This is a genomic window from Paenibacillus sp. SAF-068, assembly GCF_051967555.1.
Lineage (GTDB): Bacteria > Bacillota > Bacilli > Paenibacillales > Paenibacillaceae > Paenibacillus.
The window spans coordinates 484,709-504,850 of record NZ_JBQCJX010000002.1 but is presented as its reverse complement, the minus strand read 5'-3'; the positions used below and the strand labels follow the sequence as shown (position 1 = coordinate 504,850).

At 49.5% G+C, this 20,142-nt stretch carries 11 protein-coding genes and 1 pseudogene; 2 read left to right on the top strand and 10 right to left on the bottom strand.

Annotated features, from left to right (window positions below):
* The 5 genes and pseudogenes from floA to ACTHPG_RS16170 all read right to left on the bottom strand — a co-directional run bounded on the left by floA (position 1) and on the right by ACTHPG_RS16170 (position 3,963).
* Positions 1 to 1,011 (bottom strand): flotillin-like protein FloA, encoded by a 1,011-nt coding sequence (gene floA / locus ACTHPG_RS16190; protein WP_440390595.1) that lies wholly within the window; start codon positions 1,009 to 1,011, stop codon positions 1 to 3.
* 166 nt (positions 1,012 to 1,177) lie between these two features.
* Positions 1,178 to 2,500: an NfeD family protein gene (locus ACTHPG_RS16185; protein ID WP_440390825.1), complete on the bottom strand. Its 1,323-nt coding sequence runs from the start codon at positions 2,498 to 2,500 to the stop codon at positions 1,178 to 1,180.
* A gap of 281 nt (positions 2,501 to 2,781) precedes the next feature.
* Positions 2,782 to 3,225 (bottom strand): GatB/YqeY domain-containing protein, encoded by a 444-nt coding sequence (locus ACTHPG_RS16180; RefSeq protein WP_062835503.1) that lies wholly within the window; start codon positions 3,223 to 3,225, stop codon positions 2,782 to 2,784.
* A gap of 15 nt (positions 3,226 to 3,240) precedes the next feature.
* Positions 3,241 to 3,415 (bottom strand): annotated as a pseudogene (gene rpsU / locus ACTHPG_RS16175) (30S ribosomal protein S21).
* A 188-nt stretch (positions 3,416 to 3,603) separates the two neighbouring features.
* A complete protein-coding gene (locus ACTHPG_RS16170; protein ID WP_440390594.1) occupies positions 3,604 to 3,963 on the bottom strand; it encodes a histidine triad nucleotide-binding protein in 360 nt (119 codons plus the stop codon).
* Positions 3,964 to 4,176: 213 nt separating this feature from the next.
* On the opposite strand from ACTHPG_RS16170, the gene ACTHPG_RS16165 reads away from it, so the two are divergent.
* Positions 4,177 to 5,100, top strand: a complete 924-nt coding sequence (locus ACTHPG_RS16165) for a PLP-dependent cysteine synthase family protein (protein WP_440390593.1) — start codon at positions 4,177 to 4,179, stop codon at positions 5,098 to 5,100.
* A 1-nt stretch (position 5,101) separates the two neighbouring features.
* Positions 5,102 to 6,235, top strand: coding sequence for a bifunctional cystathionine gamma-lyase/homocysteine desulfhydrase (locus ACTHPG_RS16160; RefSeq protein ID WP_440390592.1), 1,134 nt, complete (start codon positions 5,102 to 5,104; stop codon positions 6,233 to 6,235).
* A gap of 322 nt (positions 6,236 to 6,557) precedes the next feature.
* Here ACTHPG_RS16160 and ACTHPG_RS16155 read toward each other — a convergent pair whose 3' ends face one another.
* From ACTHPG_RS16155 to addB, 5 genes are all read right to left on the bottom strand, one after another.
* Entirely contained in the window at positions 6,558 to 6,863 is a 306-nt protein-coding gene (locus tag ACTHPG_RS16155) for a hypothetical protein (protein ID WP_440390824.1), read from the bottom strand.
* A gap of 511 nt (positions 6,864 to 7,374) precedes the next feature.
* Positions 7,375 to 10,794, bottom strand: coding sequence for an SbcC/MukB-like Walker B domain-containing protein (locus ACTHPG_RS16150; protein ID WP_440390591.1), 3,420 nt, complete (start codon positions 10,792 to 10,794; stop codon positions 7,375 to 7,377).
* A complete protein-coding gene (locus ACTHPG_RS16145) occupies positions 10,791 to 11,975 on the bottom strand; it encodes an exonuclease SbcCD subunit D (RefSeq protein ID WP_440390590.1) in 1,185 nt (394 codons plus the stop codon). Before ACTHPG_RS16145 ends, ACTHPG_RS16150 begins: the two co-directional genes overlap by 4 nt.
* Before the next feature lie 58 nt (positions 11,976 to 12,033).
* A complete protein-coding gene (gene addA / locus ACTHPG_RS16140; RefSeq protein ID WP_440390589.1) occupies positions 12,034 to 16,443 on the bottom strand; it encodes a helicase-exonuclease AddAB subunit AddA in 4,410 nt (1,469 codons plus the stop codon).
* On the bottom strand, positions 16,440 to 19,943 hold the full coding sequence (gene addB, locus ACTHPG_RS16135; protein WP_440390588.1) for a helicase-exonuclease AddAB subunit AddB: 3,504 nt from the start codon (positions 19,941 to 19,943) through the stop codon (positions 16,440 to 16,442). The genes addA and addB overlap by 4 nt, the downstream gene beginning before the upstream one ends.
* Positions 19,944 to 20,142: the final 199 nt, after the last annotated feature.

Sequence of the window (20,142 nt, the reverse complement as noted above, 5' to 3'; positions counted from 1 at the left end):
CTATCTTCCGTTTTTGGAATCACCCTGATCGTTGGAATTTGAACCTTCACCAGGTTTTCCCAATGTGTTACGCATTTGAGTATCTGCTTCAATATTCTTCAGGTTCATGTAATCCATGACACCGATCTTACCACTACGCAGGGCTTCGGACATTGCCAAAGGTACTTGGGATTCGGATTCAACAACGCGCGCTCTCATTTCCACTACGCGTGCTTTCATCTCTTGCTCTTGCGCTACGGCCATTGCACGACGCTCTTCCGCTTTTGCCTGAGCAATTCGTTTGTCAGCTTCTGCCTGCTCTGTTTGCAAGAAGGCACCAATGTTCTTACCTACATCAACGTCCGCAATATCGATGGACAGGATTTCAAAAGCAGTACCTGCATCCAGACCTTTGGACAATACAGTACGTGAGATGAGATCCGGATTTTCCAGAACATCTTTGTGAGAATTGGAGGAACCGTTCGTACTTACGATACCTTCGCCGACACGGGCGATGATCGTCTCTTCACCAGCACCACCGACGAGACGGTCAATATTCGCACGAACCGTAACTCGCGCTCTAACTTTAACTTCAATACCATCTTTGGCTACCGCAGAGACAATTGGTGTTTCGATAACACGTGGGTTAACGCTCATTTGTACGGCTTGTAATACGTCACGACCTGCCAGGTCAATGGCAGCAGCACGTTCAAATTCAAGTGGAATGTTCGCACGTTGTGCAGCAATCAGAGCGTTTACAACGCGGTCAACGTTACCACCAGCCAGGAAGTGACTTTCCAGTTGGTTCATTGAGAGTTTGAGACCGGCTTTGGTTGCTTTGATCATTGGATTCACGATCCGGCTAGGCGTTACACGTCTCAGTCTCATCGCCACCAGTGTAATAATACTTACGCGTACACCGGATGCAATTGCCGAAACCCAAAGCATAACCGGGAAAAAGCTGAAGAATACGCTCAATACGATAATACCTACTACCGCAATGAGCAAAATCGTAATCGTAGATGTGTCCATTGTTTAATTTCCTCCATTTGCAAATAGAATTTTGTTAAACACAGTCAAAGAAGACATACATGAGTGCGCTGCTAAATAAAACACAATGCACCACCTCGCTGGCAGCTTCAGCTTAAATGGTTATGTACATTGCCGAAGCGTTATTCCGCTTCGACAACAAAGCGAATTACACCGGCAGAGCTTGCTGAACTACAATCCGGGTACCTTCCGCTTTAATCACAATAATCGGTGTATCGATGGGAATAAAATCTCCGTCGGTCACAACGTCAATTCGTTCTCCTTCAAACATCGCTGTACCAGAAGGGCGAAGCGGTGTCAGACTGATTCCCTGCAGACCAACCAGCTCTTTACGTTCTGTAGCTGATGAATAACCCCGATCCGCAGACATGCTGTCACTTAGTATAAACCGATTCCAGATTCCTCGATCCTTAAAGATGATTGAGATAATTGCAATGACCACCAGCGCTGCACCAAAGGCGATACCCAGAGATACAAAAGCATCACTCGTATCATAAGCTGCCCTTACAACACCGGCTACAAGTGCAATCGATCCCAAAATCCCGAGTATACCAAAGCTCGGAATAAACATCTCCAGAATCATCATAATGAGTCCGACGGTAAATAGCACCCATGTCTCTGCTCCGGCAAATCCCGCAATGTAATTACCCGAGAAATACAACACGAAACACACGATACCTACAATACCAGGAACTCCAAAACCAGGAACTATCAATTCAATGATCACACCTGCAATCCCCAGGAACAAGAGTACAGTCATGACAACCGGATTGGTCAGAAACGATGAGATATTCTCCGCTGTCGTACGTTCTACCTTAAATACGTCATCCTGGCTGTAACCAAGCCAAGCTGCCGCTTCTTCCGGCGTGTTGCTGATGTGGTCGGCATAACCAACTTTCAGCGCTTCCTCAGCGGAGAGAGCAATAATTTCACCTTTTTGCTTGGTTTTATTGATCTCTGGCATTTCAACAACGATGTTAACATCCGTCATCCCAGCGGCAATCTTGCCATCACGACCGCTGATTTCAGCTGCTCCCTGCATTTTGCTTTTCCAGAATGCAACAAGCTTGGGATCATCAACATGTTTACCCGTACTGTCCACCATGGCTGCCGCACCAATCATACTGCCTGGTGACATTACGATCTTATCTGCATTCAGGGCCAGAAAACTTCCGGCTGAAGCAGCATCTCCACGGACAAATGCAACAGTCTCAATTGGACTGTCCTTAATCAGGGTACCCAACGCTTCCGCAGTATCCACACGGCCTCCCGGCGTATTGATATCAAGAACGATCAGGCCAGCGTTCATCTTTTCCGCTTCCTTGAACCCACGTTCCATGAACTTGCCAAGTCCCTGCTCGATTGGTTTATCCACCGGAATAATATATACGGCACCACTCTTCTCAGCTGCATGCGCTGACGGTGATCCAATCCAGACAGGAAGCAGCAGCGTCAGCAGCATTAAGAGCATCAATGGCCCCGTAAGCTTCTTCCGGTGCTTTCCCTTCACAATAGTCCCCCCTTTTCCATTAATGTTATACTGTCCAGCTTATGGTATTTATTACGTGCAATGCAACATTTCGTTTCAAAATCTTAAAATTATATTTGAAAACTTGATCAATTGCAAGAAATTAAAACCATAATCATATATTAACCATTTAAAAGAAATTCCACTATCCCAAGGACAGCATGTCTTCTGATTAAATGGAAAAAACACCTTCTGACAAGTCAGAAGGTGTTTATTGATTTGCTTTATTGCAGAAATTGTTGAACTGCTTGATTCACCAGTTTGCCGTCCGCTTTGCCTTTAACTTTCGGCATAAGGGCAGCCATAACTTTCCCCATCTCGGCTTTCGAAGAAGCACCGGTTTCCTGGATGGTCTGCTGTACAATAACTTTAATTTCTTCTTCGGAAAGTTGTGCGGGAAGGTACTGGATGAGTACTTCAATTTCCGCTTTTGCATTTGCCGCGAGGTCTTCACGGCCCGCTTTGTCAAATTCTTGGAGGGCATCTTTGCGCTGTTTGATTTCACGACTCAGAATATCAAGCACTTCGTTGTCATCCAAATCTCTTTTCAAATCTATTTCAAGATTCTTGATCGTCGAACGAATCAACCGAATGTTGGAGAGTCTGAACTTGTCCTTACTCTTCATCGCTTGCTTCATATCTTCGTTCAATCGTTCGCTAAGATTCATGTAGTTAAAATCCTCCTAAAACTTTCTCTTACGAGCAGCCTCGGACTTTTTCTTGCGCTTTACGCTTGGCTTCTCATAATGCTTACGTTTCTTCACCTCAGGCCAATACGCCATCTTTAGCGATGGAACGTTTAAAACGACGAAGTGCAGCATCAATAGTCTCGTTTTTGCGAACTTTAGTTTCAGACACCAGTTTTCCCTCCCTCCGACCAGACCGTCCAAGAGCAATAACACGGTTCATCATCTTTCATTATAGGCGAAAGGTAATAAAGGTGTCAACCTCAATGTAATGATCACTTATTTACATGAGCGTTTGGTCACATATTCATGGACTTAATGCATATGACTAAATCCTCAATAGTAGTACCCTTAACTCGTTTATTTGTGAGAATCCGACAGACTAGTCAACACGCCAAGTCTGGTACCACCAAGCAAATGATAGTGCAGATGATGAACGGTTTGTTCTCCATCCTTACCACAATTGTTGATTAAACGATATCCGGTTTCCTCCACCCCAAGACGCTTGGCCGCTTCTTGAGCAGCCAGATGAATCTCGCCGATCAAAGGCAGATCTTCTGCAGTAACTTCATTCATGGAAGCAATATGTTTCTTCGGAATGACAAGCACATGTGTCGGTGCAGCGGGCTGGATGTCATGAAACACGATAACATGGTCATTCTCCAGTACTTTATTGGAGGGAATGGCGCCCTCTACAATTTTGCAAAATAAGCAATCCATAGTTCATACCCTCCTTTGTATTCCAATGTATGTATTCCCTTCTATCATACTAGAAGTAAAAACCCACGTCCAATCTCCAGGCACTCAATTGGGTAATGTGGGAAGCTGCTAATGTATGATTGACCATTTTATCGAAATATGGTTTTATCACGCACTTTTTCCAAGTAAACAAATATGTATGGTTAATGAACGTAAAAAAGGAGATTGGTTAATTTGAACGTTTATCAACATGTACAGGAACTTATAGGTAATACACCTCTGCTTGAATTAACTCGTTATCCATTACCGGAAGGAATCCGCTTGTTCGCTAAATTGGAATTCATGAATCCAGGCGGAAGTGTGAAAGACCGGATCGGCAAGTTTTTATTGGAGAAGGCCTTGGCACGAGGAGATGTTAAGCCAGGTGGAACTGTAATTGAAGCTACTGCCGGTAATACAGGCATTGGTCTTGCACTAGCCGCTGTAGGCCTAAATCTAAATGTCATTTTCACGGTACCTCAGAAGTTCAGCGTTGAGAAGCAGCAATTGATGAAAGCCCTTGGAGCTACTGTCGTGAACACCCCAACATCTGAAGGAATTACTGGTGCCATACGCAAGGCGGAATTGCTGGCGAGAGAAATACCGGGTTCATATATTCCGGGTCAGTTCTCCAATACGGATAACCCGCTCGCACATTATGAACATCTGGGCCCTGAGATTTGGCGTGATCTGAACGGACAGGTGCATGTATATGTCGCCGGAGCTGGTTCTGGCGGAACCTTCATGGGGGGCGCTCGCTATTTGAAGGAGCAAAACCCGTTAATCAAAACATGTATCGTGGAACCCGAAGGTTCGATACTCGCAGGAGGTCCCTCGGGACCTCATCGTACAGAAGGAATAGGCGTCGAAACGTTATCTCCGTTTATGGATTTGAATTATTTTGATGCCATTCATACGATCTCAGACGAAGACGCCTTTGAGCGGGTCAAGACTCTGGCCCTGTTGGAAGGACTACTGGTGGGAAGTTCCTCTGGTGCAGCTATGCAAGCCGCATTGAACGAAGCCGCTCACGCAGTTCCGGGAAGTAATATTGTCGTTATTTTCCCGGATAGCAGCGAAAGGTATTTAAGCCAAAATATCTATAATGGAGGACAATGAGATGAGACCCAAAACAAAGCTGATTCATGCAGGAATTGTTGGTGATCCACATACTGGTGCAGTGAGTGTACCTATCTATCAAGTAAGCACGTATGAGCAAGAATCAGTTGGTGCACACAAAGGATACGAGTATTCACGTACAGGCAACCCGACCCGTCATGCATTGGAAGAAGTCATCAAAGAGCTGGAGGATGGCATTCGAGGTTTTGCTTTTAGTTCGGGAATGGCTGCCATTCACGCTGTACTGTCGCTGTTAAAAACTGGAGATCATGTCATTCTGACGGATGATGTATACGGCGGGACCTATCGCATTTTCACCAAGGTGCTGAATCGTCTGGGAATCGAGTCTACCTTTGTAGATACAACGTCACTACAAGCACTGGAGCAAGCCTTGCAATCCAATACAAAGGCCGTTTATGTAGAAACACCTACTAATCCGTTACTCAAGGTCACTGATATTGCTGCTGTAGCGAAGTGGTCGAAACAACATGAATTGCTGTTCATCGTGGATAACACGTTTAGCACGCCTTATTGGCAAACCCCGCTGGCTCTGGGAGCAGATATTGTACTGCATTCTGCAACGAAATATATTGGTGGTCATAGTGATGTCGTGGCAGGACTTGCGGTTGTCAACAGCGAGCAACTTGGAGAGGATCTGCATTTTATCCAAAATGCAATCGGCGCAGTCCTGGGACCTATGGATTCCTGGCTGCTAATGCGCGGTCTGAAAACGTTGGGATTGCGGATGGAAGCACAGGAACGTAATACAGAGCAGATTGTGGCATTTTTGAATCAGCATCCAGCCGTGAGCAAAGTCTATTATCCGGGGTTGTCCGACCATCCGCAGCACAAACTGGCTTCCACGCAAGCAAGAGGATATGGCGGTATGGTTTCCTTTGATGTAGGCAGTGCTGAAAAAGTAGATGACGTGTTAAAGAAAATCCGTTATTTTACATTGGCTGAAAGCCTGGGTGCGGTGGAAAGTTTAATTTCTGTCCCTGCCCGAATGACACATGCTTCCATCCCTTATGAACGGCGGCAAGAATTGGGGATCACGGATGGTTTGATTCGTATCTCCGTTGGAATCGAGGATGTCGAGGATTTACTTGAGGATTTGAAATCTGCATTCAATTAAGAGCATTTCGAAGCCCATGCTGGCGGATACTTCCGAACGGTTGGTTGACCACATGAATTAGGTTCAAGAAAAAAGGTCATGCCTTACAGAAGTTCGCTTCTGCACAGGCATGGCCTCTTGGATGTTCGGTATGTTGCCAGTTGTATCGTATTAACTGCACAATACATGAGGCTGAGACTCCGTATGTGATAAGAACGCTCTATTTCATACTGTATGGTGGTATCCAGGAATGAAACATATTTATCCTGTACTTTTCTTTTTCAAAGACTCTCATAAGGAACATGAAAATGACTCACTGTATTTATGCCTTTATTTTTCAATTTCAATAGTACGGTAAAAGAGTTAACGCTGTAAGCGCAAATAACGGAAGCACCAGTCGGTTAAAACGTCTGCGGCCATAACCATAATACGGATAAGGCGCAGGGTACCCGTATCCCGGATAGAATCCGCGGGTATGACCTATTGGATAGTTCGCTCCAGGCATTGCATTGGGAGCCCAGTTTGCATGATTCACCATGGCTTCCGGTCCAACAGGAACAGCCAGGTAGATCATTTCATCATCCACATTTTCCATAATGCCATCGTAGTGCATACCGTCTTTCATCTGTACACATACATAACGGTGCATGTGTTCCTTGCATAATTTCTTCGCTTCCACTTTTTCCACTTGCCAACGCCTCCCTGATTCTGCTCTTGATCACCTTTTCATGGTATTCAGAACTGGGCGAATTGACACTGCCAACGGGAAAACACAAAAAAGAAGCACCCCGTGAGCGGCTTCCTTGGAAGTCTGCTGCGCGGACATCTATTCAGGAAACGTCCTGGTCAGATGTCCGCCGGGGTACTTAAAACAAGTTTGTCGGCTTAACTGTAGTATAACAGCGGGATGAACCTGTATCTGTGACGAAACTCACTCCGACATGTTATAAAAGCAAGAAAAGAAATATTTTAACAAAAAAAGTATTTCAATCAGTGTCTTTCTAGCTGAAAATGATATTTCGATCTGTGCAGAATTCTCTCATTTCACAAAATTAGGTAGGGAAGATCGAATTGATGTTTCCCTTTTCTCCGTGCTTGCCCTTAAGCGGATCATCATTTTCAGAAGAAATTACGCAAGGCAAGATCATACCTGCACCCCTCTATAAGGTTTCCAAGACCACACGTGAGCCGTTTCCAGCTTCACCTGCCGGGATTACCACCAGCTTGCGCGGCAAGCGTGCACGCAATTCGGGCACGTGACTGATTACACCGACAGCCAAACGGTCATCATGCAGTTTTTCCAGTGACGTAATGACGGTATCCAATAGCTCCGGGTCAAGTGTGCCGAACCCTTCATCCAGGAAGAAGAATTGGAGCGGATACTGACCCCGCAGCTGAATCTGGGCCGACAGCGCCAAAGCCAGTGACAATGAGGTCAAAAACGTCTCGCCACCGGACAACGTCGATACCGGTCGTTTGACTCCCCCATTGGCATCATCACAGATCACAAAACCACCACCGGAGTCCACTTCAAGTGAATACCGTTGTTTGGTCAGGAAGCGCAGACGTTGAGATGCTGCATGACTAACCTGCATCAGTTGTTCTTCCGCAATATACTCAACAAAAGCATTACCTCTGAACGCAGATTGAAGTTTGCTGAGCAGTTCACCTTGACGGCTTACCTCCACTCGCTTGTTCTCCAATTCGGCCCAGCGAACATGCCGCTGCTCCACATCCTCCAGATCACGTTCTGCACGTGCTTTGGCACGAAGGGCAGCCTCGTCCTCATTTCGGACCTGGTGCAAACGTTCGGTACAGGCTAACCACTGTTCCTCCGATACGACAGCACCACCCAGCTTTTGTTCCAGTTCACGCAATTGGGATGCCAGTTCACGCTCACGTTCACGGTGCTGCTGGATCTCCCCTGCCAGTCGTTCCGCTTCATGAGAAGCAATCGCCGCGGACACAACGGCATCATCCGAATCGAACGGGGATTGTTCCAGCAACTGCTTCCACCGTTCCTGTGCCTGTTGCAGATGTTCTGCGGCCGAAGCGGCTGCCTGCTGAGCCATGACATCTTTCTTGGCTGACTCCTGCTTCAGCGTGTCCGCTTCTTTGAAGCGTTGTACCGAGTCTGCAGCTGCTTTTCGCAATCCATCCAGACGAGCCTGAGCCGCAGCAATCAGGTCTTCTACCCTCTGTTCCCCAACCCACTGGCGCAAGCGTTCTTCCTTCTCGGCCAGCTGTTTGCTATTGCCCTGCCACTGCGTCTGCCACTGGATCAGCTGTTTGTCCAATTCCACCAGCTTGTGCTGGAGCGATTGGATGATCTGATCCTTCTCCTCAAGGAACGTCACACTTTTGTTCAGTCGTTCCTTGATGTCTTCGGCGCGCGCATCGCGCTCCTGCATCGCCTCATAGAGGGCCTTGGCCTCCTCCTGAGCGATGCCCGGCAGTTCTGCGGCCCAGCGGCCCAGCAAGGCAACCGTTGCAGCCTCGCTCTCGGCCAGCTTGCGCTCCGCCTGGGCGAGTCCGGCACGGCCGGCCTCCTGCGCAGCTGCCGCTTCCATGCGGCGCTGCTGCGCGCCCACAGCCGCCTGCTGCAACGCGGCGGCTTCGGCCTGGAGCGGCGCTGCTGCGGCAGCCAGCGCCTGCGCGGCTTCGCGCAGCGCAGCGGCACGCGATGCCCAGCCTGCCGGGGAGCGCCCGTGTTCGGGCGACCCGGCGGGCTCGGGCTCCGCCGCCGCAGGCGCAGCCTCGGCTGCGGCCGGAGCATCGCCGGCCGCAGCGCCAAGCTGCGTCAGCAGGCTGCGACGTTCGTGCAGCTGCTGGCGCAGCCCAAAGCGCAGCTCCTGCAGCTCCGCGTGCAGGCTGCGCAGCAGTTCCAGGTCCGCATCGCCTGCGTGCGGACCTTCTCCCGGCGGCGCAGCCGGGAGCGGGTGATGCGGCGAGCCGCACACCGGGCATGGCTCGCCTTCTTGCAGTTCGGCGCGCAAAGCGGAGGACAGCCGGTGCAGCTCCTGCTCGCGCATCGTGCCACGCAGCTGTTCCTCTGCAAGGGCCAGCAGGCTCTGTTCACGGCTGATGTCCTGCTCACAGGCAAGCAAGGCCTCAAGACCTGCTGACGCCTGTTCTACCAGATGCTGACGCTGATCACTCAGGCGTCTTTCTTCTTCAGCCGCCGCCTTCAGCTTGTCGGCTCCCTGTTCCGCCGACTGCTTATAGGCTTGCATGTCAGCTTTGTTTTGCTGCAACTGCTCCGCAGCAGTATCCACACGATGCTTCAGCTCAAGCGCAGCCTGAAGTTGCCTGCGTTCCTCTGACTTCACCTCATTTGGCTTAAGGCTCTCCTGTAGTTCCTCACGCCGTTTGCGCCCGCGCTGCTGCAACTCCTTTTCTTTCTCAAGCTGCTGACTCAGCGCAGTCTGTTCACCTTGTCCCTGTTCCAAAAGCTGCGCAAGGCGCGAGCAATCGGCTTGAAGCCCATCCCGTTCGCGTTGCAGTTCTTTCGCTTGTTCAAGTTGTTCCAGGCGCAGCAAAAGTTTCGGTTCTTCCTCAGTCACCTGCTTACGCGCCGTCTCAGCCTTCTCCGCTTCCTGAACTGCCAAACGCTCATGTTCCAATGCTTGCTGATGAGCAGTCTCGGCAGCAATCTGCCGCTGCTTCTGCGTAGCCATAGCATCTCGAACCGTCTGCAACGCAGGCAGTATGGCATCTGCCGCAACGGATTGTTTCAGCCGTTGTTCGCCTGCTTCAACCTGTGGCTCCAGTGCTTTCATTTTCTGCTGTTCATCCATACGGACCTGTCGTTCATTACTTAGCTCACGTACTTTACCAAGCTGTTCGGCTTCCTTGGTAGCTTCATCCAGCGCTTTGCGGGATATTTCAGACTGCTGAACAGCAGCTTGAAGAAGACGTTTCGTTTCATCCAGCGTCTCCTTGCTGGCATTGCCAAGTCCCTGTTGCTCCGCAGCGAGAGATTGATGAACCATATCATTATCCTTGACCCGCCGACTTAATTTGATGGCCAGTTGGTCCCCATACTTCTCCAAATGGAATAATCGTTGCAGCATCTGGCGACGTTCACTGCCTTTGAGTGACAAAAACTCGGCAAACTTCCCTTGAGGAAGCACGACTGCACGTGTAAAATCATCCATCTTTAAACCGATCACATCTTCAACGCAGCGATTCACATCTGCCAATTTGTCGGCAAGTACCTGCTCTTCGCCATGGACCGTCTCTATGAATTTGCTGATCGTGTTACTTACCGACACTTCATTATTTCGTTTGAAACGTCGCTCAACTCGAAACCTTCGCGTACCTTCCGCCGACATCAGTTCGAATGTAAAAGCAACCGATAACGAATCTTCTGCATGATTCATGATGCCCTGCGTACCGTTCACCGCACGTTCCACTTTGCCATACATGGCGAGTGTGATGGCATCAAGCAAGGAAGATTTACCACTGCCCGTAGGACCGAAAATACCGAATAGCCCCGTCTCCGTCAGCACGGTAAAATCAATTTCCTGCATCTCGCGATAGCTTTGCAGTCCGGCAACTTTTAATAGAATTGGCTTCATCTTTCCTCAACCTCCTCACGCACACCCGGCTCGTCTTCATCCACAAGTTCCAGGAAAAGCTGTACAAGGCTGTCTTCCGGCTGAGCACCACCCGTCTGACGCTGATAGAATTTACGGAAAAGTTCGTGAACCGGCAGCTCGGATCGTTGCTCCAAAAGTCCTGCTGCAGCCATCTCGGGATACACCGGTCGAATATGAATGATACCCTCATGTGATTTGCGCAGCTGCTGAATCTCCTTCAGGGACATCGCCTCGTCCAGCCACACTTCCATGTCGATAAAGGCCTGCGGGTCACGTCCCTCGTCCAGCCAGCGATATACTTCTGCCAGACCACCACGTGCCTTCCAACGCACAAGCGGCCGCCCGGACGTTAACAAAACTTCCTCTACCTGTGCAACTCCGCCCGGTGCCAGATCAACCATCGTGACAGACTTGCTCTGTCCTGCTTCCGAGAAGCTGTAGGCGAGAGGAGAACCGCTATATCGAATCACACCGTCACCTTTGACAGCCTGTGCACGATGAAGATGCCCAAGCGCCGTGTATTGTGCACCAGTCGATAAAGACGAAGGATCCACCGTGTAGGCCCCACCGATCTGAATCGGACGTTCCGAATCACTTTCAAGTCCGCCGAGTACATAGATATGGCTCATGGCCAAGTTCACGGTATCCGGGCGGAAAGAAGCTGCCAGACGCTGCATTAACATGCCCACCCGTTGACTGTATGCCTGACGAAGTATATTTTCGTCTCCATTCGTTGTCAGCAATTCATTCAATCTGGCTTCAGAAGGATAAGGTAATGCCGCAATCTGTCCAGTCTCTCCGGTTCGCTTGGCATGGATAGTCACTGCTTCTGAAGTAGGCATACCTACGAGTGTGATACCCTGCCTGTTCACTAGAGGAGTGACAGAAGCTACACGCTCTGGCTGATCATGATTGCCTGCAATGACAACGAGAGGCCTTCCATACTCCGTCAGACGCGCTGCTGCTTCGTAAAAAAGCTGCTCCGCCGCTGCGGGAGGATTCACCGAATCATACACATCCCCAGCCATCAATATGGCATCCGCCTTCTGCTCATCCGCCAGTCTGACGAGTTCATCAACGAAATCTTCCTGTTCACGCAGTCGGCTTCGTCCCTCCAGCGTTTTTCCCAAATGCCAATCCCCTGTATGCAAAATACGCATCGTCCGTTCCACCCCTCTCCCATATGAAATTCATGATTTTGATTCCGATCATTTTTTTTTATAATTCCACTGCATGTCCACCATCAAAAAAGTACAGCCATTTCCGGTTCACTTTCCGACCTAATATATCTTCAATAGCCCGTCCATACAGGTCCAGCTGGAAGCGATAATTTTTGGTGAGTTCATGCAACCCGCCACGATGCTCCAACACCCGATCTGTCTTGTAATCGAGCAGGACAAGCTCGCCCTCAACCTCATACAGACAATCGATAATCCCCTGTACAAGCACGGTTTCATTTTCAATTGAAGCTTGTATTTGGCTATCTTCATTTATCGTCTGCACAGCTGAGTTCGCTGCCTGTCCATGTAGCCACTCCACAGGGGACTGATGTGCCGGGAGACCATACACAAACGGAATCTCCCGTTTCACCCACACTGCACGCAACAGTTCTTTCCCTGGTTCTGTATCAAAAAATCCGACCAGCTCTTCCGGTTCGATAGCCTCCGCGTGATGGGACAGCAAAATCTGGAGCTCCACCAGTCGCTGAATGGTCTGCTCAATAAGCTTTGAATCAATAGCCGATCCATCTATAGGAAGATGCTGCATCAACGTATGATACACGTTCCCCCGTTCTGCTCCTGTCAGTTGGTTCTCTCCCATAAATTTGGGGCGACGCAGATGCAATTTGAAAGCCGTACCCGCAGATCCCGTATCCGGAATATTCACCGTACCGCTCGAATCTGATCCTGACCCAGTCTCATGTTTGTTCAGGTCACTGGATAAGCCAAGTCCCACACGGCCTGCTTCATCTTTGGTGTAATTCATGCCTGGTGTGTTGTAATCCAAGAATGTCTCGGATTGCTCTCCCAGTTCCTCCATTACCTCTACGGACTGGATATCCTGCATCGCAAGTAACGTTTTCAACTCCGTGACAGATGTACTGGCTGCCACTTGAGTTGCTGCTTCATAGGCATATGTCCATGAAAGCCGTTGATCAACTTCGCGAACCAGGCGTGTCTCTTCTTCTTGAAGAGCAACTGTATCTGCACCTGCAGCTTGAATGTTTTGATTAGCCGTATCTTGTGCACGCTGCGTCAGCTCTTCTACAGTTGAGGATGAAACCAACTTCACAGGCTGAATCGCCTTTAGTGCAGCAATACGTTCTTTCCGCACCGAAGTCATCCCGTCTTCTTCTCCGAGTGTCAGATCCACCACATGTTCACGGGAAACGTGATCAGCAGAGATTATAGAAATTGCCCATCGAGATTCATCCTCTTCCAGACAGGCTGAGAACGAATCATTGCTTCCGGCAAGTTCACGCAGCACAGCCGCATCTGGATGTCTCATCAGGGAGGGTCCAATCCAGTCCAGATAACTCCGTCCCGCAGCAAGCAGATAATCTGGCAATGCCAGTTCAGGGCTGTCCTTGACCTGAGACCACGCCAACGCTTTTTTCGCCGCATCTTTTACAGTACCCAGCAGAATCATTTTCTCTTTGGGACGGGTCAATGCAACGTACAACACACGCATCTCTTCAGCAAGCAGTTCAAATTGCGCCCGACGACGAATCGCCAGATTGGCCAGTGTAGGATACGCAACCCGGTTCTCACGATCGACAAACCTCGGACCAAATCCCAGTTCCTTATGCATTAAGAAGGGTGCGTTCAGATCCTGCTGATTAAACATCTTGGATATGCCACCGACAAAAACGATCGGAAACTCCAAACCCTTACTCCGGTGAATCGTCATGATACGTACGGCATTGTCCTGCTCACCAGAACTACCTGCTACAGTCCCGAGGTCTCCCCCGTTTTCCCGCAATCTTGAGACATAGGTCAGGAAACGGAACAAGCCGCGATTTGCAGTTGATTCCTCATATTGTCGTGCGCGATCGTACAATGCCTTAAGATTACTTTGACGTTGCTGTCCTCCGGGAAGACCACCAACCCAATCCAAATACCCGGTTTCCCGATACATACGCCAGATCAGTTCACTTAAACTGCCTTGTCTTGCCTCAAGTCTCCACTGCTCCAATTGACGCAAAAAGCGAATTAACTTTTGCTGCAACTCAGAGCCTGAAATCTCCGTAACACCTATAGCCTCGCCTGGATATCCAGTAAAACCAGCATCTTGAATTCCATCTGTATGCACATCGAATTCATATCCATGGTCAAGAATCTCTGCCTCGACAGAAGCTGCTGTCTCCCGCTGTCCCTGTTCCATCTCTGACCAGGCTTCCGGCCACTGCAACTGGACGATATGAGAATCAGGATGATTCTCCTGCCGGGATCGTTGTACGGCATTAATGGATGAATCGCCCCATTCTCCAGCAGCCGTTATAACTGCATCGTAGAAAGACTGTCTTTTGTCACCAAGCCGAATCTGTGCCAGTTCTTCTTCATCCAGTCCGACAATCGGGGAACGAAGCACGGAAGCAAGCGGAATATCTTGCCTTGGATTATCAACAAGCTGAAGCAAAGACATCATGATTTCCACTTCCGTAGCCTGAAAATAACCCTTGCTCTGTTCTCCTCCAGCTGGAATTCCCTGCTGTCTGAATTCCTCAATCATGAGCGGAGCCCACATCAAGGTCGAACGCAGCAAGATGACCATGTCACCGTAACGTGCCGGGCGCATCGTTTGCAGGGCTTTGTCGTATACATGGAGGGCTGGTTTGTCCGTATCTCCAACCATCTCACGAATACGCCTTGCGATCGCCCGTGCTTCCAGCTGGGCTGTCTCAAGTTCGGCACTCTCCAGTTCTGCGGAGACCGCTGCATCTCCGTTCTCATCCGTACTCTCTGTCAGATCAGGCCCACTGCCCTGTCGATCGATTAACATGAGTTCAGGTGTATACGCCTCATTGCCAAGCGTTTCTGACGGGAACGTGGCCCCATATGCCAGTTGAGCTCGTTCATCATAAGCAATCTCAGCCACACCTTCGTTCATGAGTTGCCGGAATATCATATTGACCGAATGCACGACTTCCGCACGACTGCGGAAATTCCGCGCAAGATCAATACGTTGACCTGTTCGATTTCCCACCAACCCATCATCACGTGTGCTCGCTCCATACTGGCGATACTTGTTCATAAACAGACCTGGCTCGGCCAACCGGAAGCGGTAGATACTTTGTTTGACATCACCTACCATGAATCGGTTCCCCGGGTTTTCTCTGGAGATCAGTTTCACGATATCTTCCTGAACCGTATTGGTGTCCTGATACTCATCAAGCAATACTTCATCGAATCGCGAACGATACTCCATAGCCGCGTCGGAAGGCATTGACAGTTCAGGCGTTGAATCCTCATGTCGCAAAATGTGCAGACAGTAATGCTCCAGATCACTAAAGTCAACTTGCCCACGTTCCTGTTTGGCCTGCCGATATCTTTCTCCAAATGTACTTACCAGTCTCGAAAGTTCCTGCATGAGTGGTGCCGCCTGCTCCAGCTCCTGCCAGAAAGAAAACGCAGTTCTTCCGAACAATGAGCCTTTCAGGTCGGTAACTGCCTTTTTCGCAGCCTCACGGAGTTCCTTCACCTGATCCTGTAAAGCAGGGTCTGTCTGATCTTTTTTGCAGGGTTTCAGTTTGCCGAAAGCAACGGGCTGAAACACTTCAGGCAGGCTTTCCCATGGCATAACCTGGACCGCAGACAACAGCTCTTCTACCATCACCAGATCTTCTTTTAACGTGTCTGCATAAGGTGCCGGTCCTTCGGGCTGCATGGAAATATGGATGCCTTGACGGAGCAGCCCTGCTGCACCACTTAGAGCAAGGGCCGCATCACGCAAAATACTCTGAACCCATGCTGAATGTCCAAGTGCCTCTACACTTTCCACCTGAAAAGCAGATGCCATCTCTGAAAGCCAATGATCCGGCCAGGAATGGCTGCGGGAGAAGTCATACAACCGTTGCACCAGTCGATGCATGGCATCATCGTTTCGCTCTCCACTGAACCAGTCCACCAATTCGCGGAACGTACTCCCTTCATCTTCTTCGCCGTACTTTTCCTCAAAGAGTTCTTCCAGCAGTTCCTGCCGCATGATTTCCGCTTCATTTTCATTCAGGATACGGAAAGCGGGGTTCAACGGAATTTGCTGGTAGTACCGGCGAATGACCTCCATACAGAATGAATGCAATGTGGTAATGGATGCCCGCCCAAGCAGGGACAGTTGCTTACGCAAATGTTCTTCTCCCGGCTGTTCTTCAAGCGCACGTTCCAGCGCTTCCCGAATCCGTTGTTTCATCTCGGCGGCAGCCGCTTTGGTAAACGTAGCTACAAGCAAACGATCCACACTGAATCCTTGGGAGGGATCTGCGATCTTGCGAATAATACGTTCAACCAATACGGCTGTTTTGCCCGATCCTGCCGCAGCCGCAACCAGAATGTCCTCTCCGCTTTCCGAGATCGCACTCCACTGATCGTCACTCCAGAAGCTTCCTTCCGGTTTGGGCATATTCGTCATGATGTTTCCCCTCCTTTGGTGTGAGATAACATATCCCAGATTTGCTGTTTGCCCGGTTTGGCAAGCAGATTATATTCATTTCCTTCTATATTCTCATCAAACTGACAAACAGGCTTATATGGACAGAACGTGCATGCCACTTCCTGCTGAATACGATAAGGCTCAATCGCCACATCCCCATCTGTAATCCGGGTACCAATCTCGCGGATATTACTGCGAACCGAAGCAAGCAGCGTATCCCATTGCTCTGGCGTAGCTACAGCGGCGCTGCTATAAAAGCTGCCATCTGCTTTAAGGGCAACCGGAATAATAGCTGAATACCCCTTATCCAGGGTATTGTCCATTTGCGCGATAGCATCCCGGTCCGCCAGCAGCAGACCTTTCATTTTGAACCGTTTCAGCAGTTCTTGTCCGGCTTGCTCCGATGTCATACCGTTTGCGGATTGCAACAGCGGGTTATGCACATGGAAATACAGTGTTCCTCCAGGCATCGCCGTTTCCCCAAGCCATTCCTCGGACGCGCTAAGCAGCACCTCCAGATAGGTGAGCATCTGCAATGACAGACCATAGTACACTTCATGCAGCTTGAGGTCCGTCTGGCTTGATTTATAGTCAATGACACGGAGGAGCAGACCATTCTCTCCTTCTGCCACATCCACACGGTCAATCCGACCCACAATCTCCATCACACAGCCGTTCTCCAGTTCAAAACGCAGAGGCGGCAGTGTTTTATCCGGCCCAAAATCAAGCTCCAGCCCAATCGGTTCAAAACTTCCACGTCTGGACTGTTCACCCAGAATAACGGAAGCCCGGCTAACAATATCCTTCAATTTGCGGAAAATATAACCGTATCGCTTGGTGCTTAGCAAGATCTCCCCTTGCAGCTGTGGTGCAATCTGCTCCACAGTTTGCTCGGCTTCCTTACGGCATTGGTCTGGGGTCAAGCTGCCCCAACTACGATTTTCTTCACGCAAACGCATAGCCAGCTGGCTTAGTGCAGCATGGAACAGTTGTCCGATATCAGGAGCCTGAAGGCGGTACAATTGCCGTTCTTTGAGACGCAGCCCGTGCGAAGCAAAATGGGAGAACGGACAAGCTACGAACCGCTCCATTCGCGAAACACTCGTCCTCACCTCTGTGCCATACAATCTGCGACTGGTGGATGTTCGTAGTGGCAATGCCCGGTTACGATAAAAAATCGATCCCATCAACCGTTCCAGCTGAGGTCTGCTTGTCTCCTGAGATACATGCCAATTGTAGACCGCCCACCACATTTCAGGGATGTCTTCTCCGCGACGCCATTTACGCAATTGTCCAATGAGCGCAGACAGACTCTGACCCGGATGGGTGACATATGACCAATGGGATTCTTCCGAGTTCACAACCGGTGGTTGGGCAAGCAATGGTTGTTCTTGTAGACCAAACATTTTCCGTACATGGCGGACAATCTCGGAAGGAAGCAGTGCTTTTCCCTCATCATCAGCAACCGGGTAACTCAACCACAATTGGTTGCTAGCCGCTGTAAGTGCCGTATAGATCAGAAAACGTTCATCCAACATTTGCCTCGTTGCACCTGGTCCAAGCGCTACACCTCTTTCCGTCAGTAACGCTCTCTCCAGTTCCGTTAATACGCCATCATCCTGAGGTACAGCTGGCAATTCACCATCAACTGCACCAAGGATAAATACATATTTGATATCCTGAAGACGTGTACGGTCCATGGAACCAACCAAAACCTGATCAAGTGCTGGTGGTACCAGACCCAGCTTCAGTTCCGTCAATCCGGTCTCAATCATCCCGGCAAACAGAGAGAGATCCAGGCGTTCATTGCCCATCATGTCGACCATCTGATCCAACAGATCCAGCACAGCTCCCCACATCTGCCGATGTTCTCTCGACCGTTCTGGGTCACCTTGAGTCTTAGCTTCAGCAGACATCTGTTCCAGCTTCCATGGAATCTCAGCCTCTTCCAGCAGTCTGTATAGTGCCTCGCATTGGGCTTTGGCTGTCTTTGCCTTTTTCATTCGTTTCTCAAAAGCACCCAGAGAATCTGTAATGACTGTTCGGCAGCTCTCCATTAAAGAAAGCATTTGATCCCGTCCTCGACTACGGCCATCCTGACTGTTGTCTTCCAGCGACAGGCTGGGTACATACTTCCACGGCTTGCCGTCAGTCCAGCGATATCCATGAATACCACAAGCCAGCACATAATTTTCAAGCTGGTCCATATCTTCACGGGTGATGGAGCCATCTCGCGGAAGCAGCAGATCCGTTTTGACACAGCGAAATACATCCTCGTAACGCCAGTGGCGACGAACCATATCCAGTGCGGAACGGATAAACTCGGATAATGGATGATGAAGTTCATTTCTTCTGCGGTCCAGAAAGACAGGTACGCCATAGTCCCTGAATAACGGTTCAGCTATATCCGCGTAGGTATCCAGCTGACGAACAAGTACCGCCATATCCCGATATCGCGCACCTTCGTTTTGCGCCAGGCGCCGCATCTCACGAAGTGCTCCCTCCATCTCAGCTCGACGGTTCTCCGCTGCAATCAGGCGGATTCCGGAATCCAGACCCTCACCTTTCCACCGGATTCGACGGTCAAAGCCAGCCTCCAGATGAGCAAGTCCCGGACGATCCTTGTATCTCGGTGGAGTCTCTGAATCCAACACGGTGATATCGCTCGGTACACCCAGTTCTTCAGCCATTCCTTTCAGACGCGCGTAGGCACTCGCCGTGGGGTAGAACAGTTCCAGTTCTCCAGGCAGAGCACCATGATCATATACACGATCCAATGTCAGTGCAATCGTCACGGAAGAGCACTGCAACATCAGGCGACCGATCACACTCATCTCCTGTGGCGTAAATCCCTGAAAACCATCAATCCAGATCTGAGCATCCTGCAGCAATGTACTTTCCGACAAACGCTCTGTCAGTTCGGTCAACGTATCTTCATCATCAATATATAAATTGGTCAGTTCCTGTTCATAGTCACGATAGATCAGATTCAAGTCATGCAACTTGTCCTCCAGAATTGGGGAAGAGGATGAGGTATACCCTCCAGACAGCCCTTCTTCCAGCAGTGATGGATCAACTTCATAACGTTTAAACTCACTATATAAGTCATTTAATTCGCCTATAAAACCCAGCTGGCTGCCGGATGCACCAAACAGCTTCAATTCTTCCTTACGACGCTGGATGACTTTGTAGAGCAACATCTTTTTGCCTTCGGCTCCGATCGGAATACGAGCAGAACCGCCTGCTTCCTGCATTATACGGTAGGCTAATCGGCGAAAACCGAGCACTTCTGCACGCATGGTACCTTTAATTGCTCCAGAAGACACCAATGCCTGCTCTGTTCGAAAAGAACTCTGTTCGGGAACAAGTAAAATCAAAGGTTTACCTTGCGGCTCCTTTTGAAGCAAGGATGTAATTTCCCGGGTAATCAGCGAACTTTTGCCGCTGCCTGCCCGGCCAATAACAAAACGAACGGACATGTCTAATCCTCCAAACCACACGTACAAGATTTTAATTCCCAGTATAACATATCTGACTTGGTTCGGAACATACGTTTGCCACTATCCGGTAAATCCGGAGATTCTCTCCGTTAACACGGCAAAAAGCCCGCAGCTGTTCACACTGTGGACTTTTAACCGAAAGTATCATTCATATAAACGTTCACTTTATCCCACAAGA